Origin of the sequence: Thalassovita aquimarina (assembly GCF_018219815.1) — a bacterium.
Classification (GTDB): Bacteria; Pseudomonadota; Alphaproteobacteria; order Rhodobacterales; family Rhodobacteraceae; genus Thalassobius; species Thalassobius aquimarinus.
The window spans coordinates 1-2,531 of sequence record NZ_JADMKU010000049.1; the positions used below are offsets into that span (position 1 = coordinate 1).

The 2,531-nt window shown below is 66.7% G+C and carries 3 protein-coding genes; all 3 read right to left on the bottom strand.

The window, feature by feature from the left end; genetic code table 11:
* Positions 1–21: 21 nt before the first annotated feature.
* Positions 22–1,587, bottom strand: coding sequence for an IS66 family transposase (gene tnpC / locus IT775_RS21080; protein WP_212703220.1), 1,566 nt, complete (start codon positions 1,585–1,587; stop codon positions 22–24).
* Between the two features lie 68 nt (positions 1,588–1,655).
* The gene (gene tnpB, locus IT775_RS21085; RefSeq protein WP_212703221.1) at positions 1,656–2,009 is read right to left on the bottom strand and encodes an IS66 family insertion sequence element accessory protein TnpB; all 354 of its coding nucleotides are present in this window, start codon (positions 2,007–2,009) and stop codon (positions 1,656–1,658) included.
* Positions 2,006–2,443 (bottom strand): IS66-like element accessory protein TnpA, encoded by a 438-nt coding sequence (tnpA, locus tag IT775_RS21090; RefSeq protein WP_246525806.1) that lies wholly within the window; start codon positions 2,441–2,443, stop codon positions 2,006–2,008. Before tnpA ends, tnpB begins: the two co-directional genes overlap by 4 nt.
* Positions 2,444–2,531 lie beyond the last annotated feature (88 nt).

Here is a 2,531-nt window from a genome sequence, read left to right on the forward strand (position 1 = left end):
CGTAAGCGCCTCGGCGATCCCCTACGCGGCGCGGCTTGACGCGACCGCGAAGTTCCAGGGCATGAGTTCGTCGATGCGGCTTCTGGGATGACCGTCAAGCAACGCGCGCAACGTGTCGGAGAGGTAGCTGACCGGATCGACGTCGCACATCTTGCAGTTCGCGATCAGGCTGGCGAGCAATGCCCAATTCTCTGCGCCGACCTCGTGCCCGGCGAAGAGGGCGTTTTTCCGGGTCAGAGCAATCTTCCTGATCTGGTTCTCGACCGGGTTGGTGTCCAACTCCAGACGGCCGTCTTCAAGGAACCGTGTCAGGCCGGGCCAACGCGCCAGGGTGTAGCGGATGTCCTCGGCCAGCTTTGACGAACGCGGGATGCGCGACAGCTGCGCCTCGAGCCAAGGGCGGAAGGCGGCGATGATCGGTGCGGAGAGTTCGCGCCGGGCGGCAAGCCGGTCTTCGGGACCCAGGCCGCGCACGGATTTCTCGACGGCATAGAGCTCGGCGATCTGGCGCAGGGCTTCCTCGGCAATCGGTGAGCCGTCCTTTTCCAGGCGCTTCACGAACCTCCGACGCGCATGCGTCCAGCAATGGACGAGGATCCATGGGCCCTCAGGCCGGTCGACCTTGGTGAGCTTGTCATAGGCTTCATAGCCGTCGCATTGCACGAACCGCCCGCGATAGCCCTCGAGGAATCGAAGCGCATGCACGGCGCCGCGGCCGGGCGCGTAGTGGAACATCACCACGGGAGGGCCGGCACCGCCGTGACCCCGGTCGTCGGCGACAATGGCCCAGAAGTAGCCGGTTTTCGTTTTCCGCCGCCCGGGATCGAGCACCGGCGCACGGGTTTCATCCATGAACACCCGGTCTGCGCGTTTCAGCCGCTCCTTCAGGTGATCGGCGATCGGGCGCAGATGGAAACAGGCGCGCCCCACCCAGTTGCCGAGCGTCGCCCGATCCAGGGTGATCCCCTGCCGGGTATAGATTTCGGCCTGGCGGTAGAATGGAAGGTGGTCGCCGAACTTGGCCACCATGACCTGCGCGATCAGCGCCTCGGTAGGCAGCCCGCCGGGCACGACATGTTCCGGGGCATGCGCCTGCACCACCGCGCCGGAGCAACGCCGGCAGGCATATCTGGGGCGCCGGGTGACAAGCACGCGGAGCTGGGCCGGCACCACGTCCAGCCGCTCGGAGACATCCTCGCCGATCCTGGCCATCTCGCCGCAACCGCAGGGGCAGAGCGTGCTTTTGGGTTCGATGACCCGTTCGATCCGGGGCAGGTGTTTCGGAAGATGGCCGCGGTTGCGTTTCGGCACGCCGCTCTCGGCAGCACCTTGCCCCTTCAGTGCGCGTCGCGCCTTCTCCTGCGCCGCGTCCAGCACGCCCTGCGCCAGCTCGACATCTTCGAGCGGCAGATTGAACTGCTCCGGGTCGAGCTTCTCGGACCTCCGCCCGAACTTCTCCCGACGCAATTCGCTGACGATGCTTTCCAGCCGCCGCTGCGCCTCGACCGCATCCGCCAGCGCCGCCTCGGTCTCGGCGAGGCGGGCCTTCAGAAGCGCGTTCTCTTCGGCCAGGGCGGTGTCAGTCATGGCTGCGATCAAGCACACGGGCGGGATCGCCACCACTAACAAATCATCGCCGAGTCACTCTGCCGCAGCTACCCGGCCAGTTCCGGCCGCCGCACAGGTTCGGGGCGGACAAGCCGCCAGTCGAGGCCTTCGAACAGCGCCGAGAACTGCGCGGGCGACATCTTCATCACTCCGTCCTGAACCTTGGGCCAAACGAACTTCGCGCCTTCCAGGCGCTTGTGGACCAGCACGATGCCGGTCTGATCCCAGACCAGCACCTTGATGCGGTCCGCGCGCTTGGCCCGGAACACGAAGGCTGCGCCGCTGAACGGGTCGAGGCCCATCACCTCCTGAACCAGCAGCGCCAGGCCGTCTATGCCCTTCCGGAAATCCGTCGGGCGCGTGGCCACGTAGACGCGCAGCCCACCAGCCGGCGAGATCATTGCGATGCCGCCCGGATCGCGCGGATCATCCGGGTCAACTGCGCCTCGTCGATGTCCGGCGGCACACGCAGGGTCACGCCATCGACCACCATCTCGATCTTGCTGGACCTGGTCGCGCCGCCGCGCCGTTTCGGGCCGGGTGCAGGCCGGGCCGGCTTCGGCTCCACGACAAGCGCCGCGAACATCGGTTCGTCAGTTATCCCGGCGGGCAGAGCCAGCGCGCCGGCCATCAGCTTCTTGCGCCAATCGTAGACCTGCCAGCGGGTCACGTCATGTCGCCGTGCGACATCCGTCACCTTCGCCCCGGGCACCAGGCTCTCGGCCGCGATCCGCGCCCGTTCCGCCTCGCTCCGCATGCGCCGGCCCGACCGGCCTTCCAAAACCTCGATCCGGCCCGCGTAACCATCCGTTGAGCCGTCTAAAGAGCCGTCCATTTTGCCGTCCAGTCCTATGCCTCATCTCGACAACAGGACTCGCACAGATAGCCTCAGAGCGGCAGGAGGGGATCGCCGAGGCGCTTAC